Genomic DNA, 6,194 nt, shown 5'->3' with positions numbered 1-6,194 from the left:
GCCATTTTATCATGGTACAGCCTTGGTAGTTGCATGGGGCAGTGTCTTGGCTGGTGATGCCTGCTTGGTTATGGCGCGACAATTCTCTGCTAGTAGATTTTGGTCTGAGGTAAGACGAACGCAAGCAACTGCTATTTGTTATGTTGGTGAGTTGTGTCGCTATTTGATGTCTCAGCCAGAAAGTGCTGATGATAAAAATCATCAGGTAAGAATGATTTTTGGTAACGGTTTGCGAGCAAACCTGTGGGCGGGTTTTAAACAGCGCTTTGGTGTCGATAAGGTGATGGAGTTTTATGGCTCTAGTGAGGGGAATGTAGGTTTTCTCAATATATTCAATCATGATTTTACCGTTGGCTTCACGACAATCCCTTACGCCATTGTCGAGTATGATTTAGAAGAAGATTGTCCAGTCAGGCATCACGATGGCTTCCTGCGACGGGTCAAAAAAGGACAGGCGGGATTACTATTGGGTGAAATTACCGATAAAACCCCTTTTGATGGTTATACCGACCCAGAGAAAACCGAACGCACCATCTTGAGAAATGTCTTCAAACAGGGGGATGCTTGGTTTAATACCGGTGACTTGATGCGAGATCAAGGCTTCAATCATGCCCAATTTGTTGATCGCCTGGGTGATACTTTTCGTTGGAAGGGTGAGAACGTTTCGACAACTGAGGTCGAGAATGTATTGGCTCAGATGACTGCTGTAGCTGATGCTGTGGTTTATGGTGTCGAGATACCCGAGACAAACGGTAGAGCGGGAATGGCATCTATTACGCTTGAGAAAGGTGCTCATTTTGACTCTTCAGAGGTCTACCAACATTTAAGTGAGAATCTGCCCGCATATGCCCGGCCGATTTTTATTCGATTGTCTTCATCGATGGAGACAACGGGAACCTTCAAATACAAGAAAACTGACTTGAAGAAAATTGCTTATGATTTGGAGCAGATAACAGACCCGGTATGGGTCTGTCTTCCAGGCGACACAGCTTATCAGCCCTTTAATGCTGAATTACAAGCGGCTGTTGAGGCGGGAAAGTATCGCTTCTAGCCTGTTTGATTCAAGCTTAGCTGCGATTCTTAAAAGGTAAGGGCTTCGCGCCTTTGGTGCCTTGGCTGACTGCTGCTCTCTGGTTGTAACGACCGATCAGCTTGCGTTGTAATTTTGTTTCCCAATTTAAAGCCTGTTTGATGGTGCTAAGCCAGGTTTTGTTGAAAAGCAGCTTGTTGCTGGCAACGGCATCTGGCGAGCGCTGTTTGATCTCTTCAGCGAATTCGACTGCCTTGGTCATCGGGTCATCATAGATATGGGTAATCAAGTTATATGATTTAGCCTCTTCAGCATTGAAAACTCGGCCCGTCATCGCAAGCTCTTTGACGATATCAATCGGTGCCAGCTCTCTCAGCGTTAGTGTGCCGCCCATGTCGGGAATCAGACCCCAGCGTGCTTCCATGATAGAGAATTCGCAATCGGGTGTGCTGTATCTAAAGTCGGCACCCAATGCGATTTGAAAGCCGCCTCCCCAGCATTTTCCGTGTGTCACTGCAATGACAGGAACGGGAGCATCGCGCCACAGGTAGCTGACATCCTGGGCCAGGTTTGAGGCCTTGGTGCCGGGTTTAACCAAAAGTTTGAGCGCGGCTACCGGACTTTTCAAAACGCTTTTTATGTCTAGTCCAGAGCAGAAAGCATCACCGTCACCAGATAGAATGACCGCTCTGATAGACTTGTTCTTTTTAAGTTCTTTAGCCACTTTTGCAATGGCCTCAAACATAGCTATATCGAGTGCGTTGAGCTTACTTGCACGAACTAAGGTTACATAGGCAATTTGATCTTTAATCTCCAGCCTTACTCGTTCAAGAATGATGCGGTCGGTCATGTGTATTTCCTTTGTGCTTATATGCTCAGGTCAAAATTGAAGGGGTGATTATTGCCTTGATAAATCTCATCGAGATAGACGGTTTCTCTTTCGCTTAAGGTATTCATCAGCGTGCGTACATCCTTCATGCTATGAAAGGCTTCAAAGCCGGTCATTAAGAATTGATGAAGTGCTTGTAGTCCAGCCATTTCTGCGGCACCTTCGGTCATGCGTAAGGTAAATAAGATGACGGAGCTACGCGCATACTTGTCGAGTTTTTGTCCCAGCTGTGAAGTCAGTTGTATCTGGTATAGTCGCTGGCCATGATTGTCGCTAGCGCGATAAGCTTCACAATAGATCTTCTCGTTTAGCTCATTGCTGTTGTGTTCAATAAATATGATTTCAGCAAGCCGCTGATCTAGCTGCTGAGTAAGTAAGTTTAGTTCTACCAGAAGACTCACTGTTTCAAGAATTTTTTTTGGTAAAAGCTTGATCATTTTAGGAAATATTCGCTCAAGATCCCGATCGCGGTCGCTGAAATCCTCGGTTGAATATAAATCCGTAAACAGGAAGGATAAGCCGTCTTGATAGTCGCTTGATTGATAAAAATCGCGATGACTGAACTTTAAGCGCTCACTTTGCCAGTGAGCGAGTTTTGCCAAGTGGTGGTCGATATTGTCGAGCTTTGATTGCTGTTGGAAGTCGTGATAATTGAGCATTGCCTCTCTTAGCCTTTTGGCCGCAGGGCTAGAAGCATGGGTGTGAAGAAGCTTGTCACGGCTCATAGTGATCGCGGATCCCTGATACTCAATAGAACAGGTTTGGAATTCTATAGAAAGACAGGCGCTGAATCGAGTGGAATTTTTGAATGCCTGGTGTTGAGAGCTGTTTTGGCGCTGAAGGCTGTTTTGGGCGCTGAAGGCTCAACGCCGGAGTCACTATCTGCTAAGAAGTGCTACACGCCTGCAGATAATTGTAGCTTCTTTTGCTGGTCGGGGTTGAGTTTCATTGTTGGACGAGCGGGCTTGTTGCTAAGAACGGTGGGCATGTCGTCAAGGCTCGGTGTCCATTTAGGGTCGTCCAGTGATACGAAATGGCTCATCGCATCAGTTTCAACAATTCTCACGGCATTCGGGCTATGCTTGGCACTGGCAAGCATTAAGTCACGGTCAAGAATTCTATCTAGTTTAGGGATTAGGAAGGTGCCATGCTTAACATGCTCATAAACTGAATAGTCAGCTTTATCCATCCAGGCAAACAGGTTCTCAATGTTGCGCACGATAGTCAGATGGTCTTTGGTTGCACTAAACATCTTATTGAGCAGTTGTTTCTTGCGCTCATTGGTCTTGCCAAAAAACATTTGTCCATAAGACGATGAAGGTGTGCTATTAATCATACGAACAACCCAGGGCCACATACCATGGCTGACAGGTTCCAGCATTGCTGAAACTAGTGGGTGAGTTTTACCACCAGGCAAGGCTGGCGCTTCGAGAATTAGCTCAACATTCTTATAGAGTTCTGGTCGAAAGCTTACCGCTTGGAGAATAACGGCGCCGCCACGAGAGTGACCGTGAATACGAATGTTTTCAGTTGTCGGTAAATTTTCGAGAGCCTGGTTAAGGACGCATGCATCGTATTCAATGGTCGCTTCAGGGTACTTAATAGGTATTTCCCACTCAGCTGGCTCTGGGATAGGGCCGCTAACAGGAACGTGGTAGTTACTGCAGGTCAATAATACCAATTCTGTAGAAGAATCATTATAGAGTTGCGTAAAGTAGCAATGATTTTCCAAAAAACCGTGAACGCCAATAACGGTATGTTTCGCTTGGCTGCTATGGTTTCGAATGCTAACCGCGCCTTTACCGACGGTGAAGACCTTGCCCGAAAACATTTCGGTATAGCTTTGTTCGATCGGCTTTATCAGTTTGCGCGCATGGATTGCTTGCATTTTACTCTCCCAACTCTCTAATAGTCATGCTGCGCTTAAAATTTGGCAGCTGGCTTTTCCGGCGTTTGCACACTTGGAAGGCCCTGTGACTATGGCTTTGCTTAGGTTTCACTTTGTATCTGAAACCGTGCAAATGTTAGATTATTTATCAATAAGTATACGCAGCTTGAGCAACAATGGAATATTAAATTGGTCAAACAATGAGCGCTATTTAGAACTTAAGTTTAAAAGCGTCTGTAACTCTATGAAATAATTATGGCAGATGGGCTTATTTTTCGGTGTTAAAAAATGTAACATTTGGTTTCAATTGAAACTTGAATGTCATATTGCTCAGATATAACACTACTTTCTTGGTGCCGTTTCGCCAAGATATCTGCTATCTTTGCAATCACTATCGTTCTGTCGTTCTCATTACATAAAAACAATATTTGGGGTCAGGCATGAGTAACAGCAAATTAAAACCTTTAACAGGTGCTGATACAGCTTGGTTGCGTATGGACTCTCCTACCAACCTGATGATTATAAATGCCATGCTCATTACCGAGAGTATGGCTTTTGATGATTTTAGAAATACCATCATTAATCGTTTCTTACGTTTTCCACGCTTTACTTCTTGCCCTGTATTCAAGACCGGGCAGTATTATTGGCAGGAAGATCCTTACTTCGATATTGATAACCATGTTAAACGTGTTGCGCTAACAGGTAATGCAGACAAAGAAGCTCTACAGAGCTATCTTGCGGATCAGGCGAGCATACCGCTGGATGCAAGCAAACCTTTGTGGCAGCTATTGTTTGTCGATAACTATGAGCAGGGTAATGCGATTATTCTGCGGGTTCATCATAGCTATGCAGACGGGCTAGCTTTGATTTCTGTTTTTCACTCGATTACCGATGATGCGCCGAATGTGAAACCGTTTTCACCTTCATGTGCGGATAACGACGAGGTAGCGGCCGAAGAAAGTGAGACACTTACTGATATTAATTACGAATGGCCCCGGTACCAGAAAGTAGTGGATACTGCGAAAGTTCGTGTAGATCGGTATGCCTCATTGGCTAGGAAAGTCTCTTCTGAAGGTATTCAGGTATTACGCGATAAAGAAGCACTTAGAGAGCTTGTTGGTGATGGAGTTAAAGCAGCGGCAGAACTAGCTCAGTTGGCGACGATGGCACCAGACCCTAAGCGTGTCTTGAAGGGTAAGTTAGGTGTTCGCAAAACCTGTGCCTGGTCTGAGCCGATAAGCTTTGATAAGTTTTACGGTATTTCCAAGGTGGTTGGCTGTAAGATTAATGACTTGTTGATTTCTTGTGTTGCGGGTGCCTTTCGCGAGGAGTTGCTGCTTGCAGGTGAAGAACTCGATGGCAAGCAGGTTCACGTGACCTTGCCTGTCAATATTCGCCCTGAAAGCAAAGTGGATATGGCTGGTAACCCTGACGACCTGGGTAACTGCTTCGGAACGGTTTTTGTGGCTTTGCCTGTTGGGATCGAGAATCCGCTGGAGAGAGTCTGCAAGATTAAGCATGACATGATTTCTTTGAAACAGTCTCTTCAACCAGCTTTGTCCTACGGCATTCTTTATGCGGCAGGCATGCTGCCTAAAAATGTTCAGAAAACCCTATTGGAAAGTTTTGGTAACAAAACCTCCGCTGTCTTATCTAATGTGCCTGGTTCTAGAGAGACTCGCTACCTAGCTGGGGCTGAGATTAAAGAGCAGATGTTCTGGGTTCCCCAGACGGGTGATATCGGTTTAGGTTTGAGCATCATTAGCTATGCGGGGCAAATTCAGTTTGGTTTGGTTGGCGATGCAAAGCTGTTCCCTAACCCTGAGCGTATTGTGAAGCACTTTGTTGAACAGCTCGAGAAGCACCGTACTGACATCGTATCAAGTTATATTGAAGACCTTGTTCAGCCTGTGATGGCCTCGTAACTAGCAGTCCTTGAGTGTTTGTTAGGATCTAAAAAGTATCCAGTATATGAATCGTTCATTATTACTGGATACTTCTAGTGTAAATTCAGTATCATTACCTGCTTTAAGGCTGCGAGCGACGAAAGCTTGCTGTTCGAAACTCCTTTGAAAGTAAAGTTAGGTAGCTTATGTCCGATAGTCCGTCACTCAATGCTAATGACCAAGTTCCACTTAAGCATAAACTCAACTTGGAAACTGCTAGAGCTCCCTGGCGCGAGCTACAGACTTTCTTCGCCTCGGGCATGGTGCTATACGTTGCTCCGGGTCTTGATCTATTGTTGGTGGGCGAGCAGTTTGCGGCAGATAATGCTCCGATCTTCAAGGAATGGCTAGCCTCGGGGCAGGTTGCCCAGGTTTCAGATGATCAGGCCTTAGCCTGGTATGAGGCCGATGCCGAACTGTGGACTTTAGTGATTAAACCTT

At 45.3% G+C, this 6,194-nt stretch carries 6 protein-coding genes; 3 read left to right on the top strand and 3 right to left on the bottom strand.

The features are described 5' to 3' along the window. The coding region (locus A3761_RS11725) for an AMP-binding protein (protein WP_156491809.1) at window positions 1-1,051 on the top strand (1,051 nt) is incomplete at its 5' end. A gap of 16 nt (window positions 1,052-1,067) precedes the next feature. On the opposite strand, the gene A3761_RS11720 is transcribed toward A3761_RS11725, so the two are convergent. From A3761_RS11720 to A3761_RS11710, 3 genes are all read right to left on the bottom strand, one after another. Beyond that, window positions 1,068-1,880 (bottom strand): crotonase/enoyl-CoA hydratase family protein, encoded by an 813-nt coding sequence (locus A3761_RS11720; protein ID WP_068516736.1) that lies wholly within the window; start codon window positions 1,878-1,880, stop codon window positions 1,068-1,070. Between the two features lie 17 nt (window positions 1,881-1,897). Further along, window positions 1,898-2,644, bottom strand: a complete 747-nt coding sequence (locus A3761_RS11715; RefSeq protein ID WP_068514029.1) for a hypothetical protein — start codon at window positions 2,642-2,644, stop codon at window positions 1,898-1,900. Between the two features lie 170 nt (window positions 2,645-2,814). Beyond that, complete coding sequence (locus A3761_RS11710) at window positions 2,815-3,807, bottom strand: alpha/beta hydrolase (protein WP_068516739.1); 993 nt, start codon at window positions 3,805-3,807, stop codon at window positions 2,815-2,817. 440 nt (window positions 3,808-4,247) lie between these two features. On the opposite strand from A3761_RS11710, the gene A3761_RS11705 reads away from it, so the two are divergent. Next, window positions 4,248-5,732, top strand: a complete 1,485-nt coding sequence (locus A3761_RS11705; RefSeq protein ID WP_068739509.1) for a wax ester/triacylglycerol synthase family O-acyltransferase — start codon at window positions 4,248-4,250, stop codon at window positions 5,730-5,732. Window positions 5,733-5,899: 167 nt separating this feature from the next. Continuing rightward, a partial coding sequence (locus A3761_RS11700) for a DUF2288 domain-containing protein (RefSeq protein WP_068750245.1) occupies window positions 5,900-6,194 on the top strand: 295 nt, incomplete at its 3' end.

Source organism: Oleiphilus sp. HI0123, assembly GCF_001635315.1.
This window is presented reverse-complemented; position numbering and strand designations above follow the sequence as displayed.

Bases quoted from the DNA above. Each gene is read 5' to 3' on its own strand.
- A3761_RS11720 (WP_068516736.1), bottom strand. From the start codon at position 1,880: ATGACCGACCGCATCATTCTTGAACGAGTAAGGCTGGAGATTAAAGAT.
- A3761_RS11715 (WP_068514029.1), bottom strand. From the start codon at position 2,644: ATGAGCCGTGACAAGCTTCTTCACACCCATGCTTCTAGCCCTGCGGCC.
- A3761_RS11705 (WP_068739509.1), top strand. From the start codon at position 4,248: ATGAGTAACAGCAAATTAAAACCTTTAACAGGTGCTGATACAGCTTGG.
- A3761_RS11710 (WP_068516739.1), bottom strand. From the start codon at position 3,807: ATGCAAGCAATCCATGCGCGCAAACTGATAAAGCCGATCGAACAAAGC.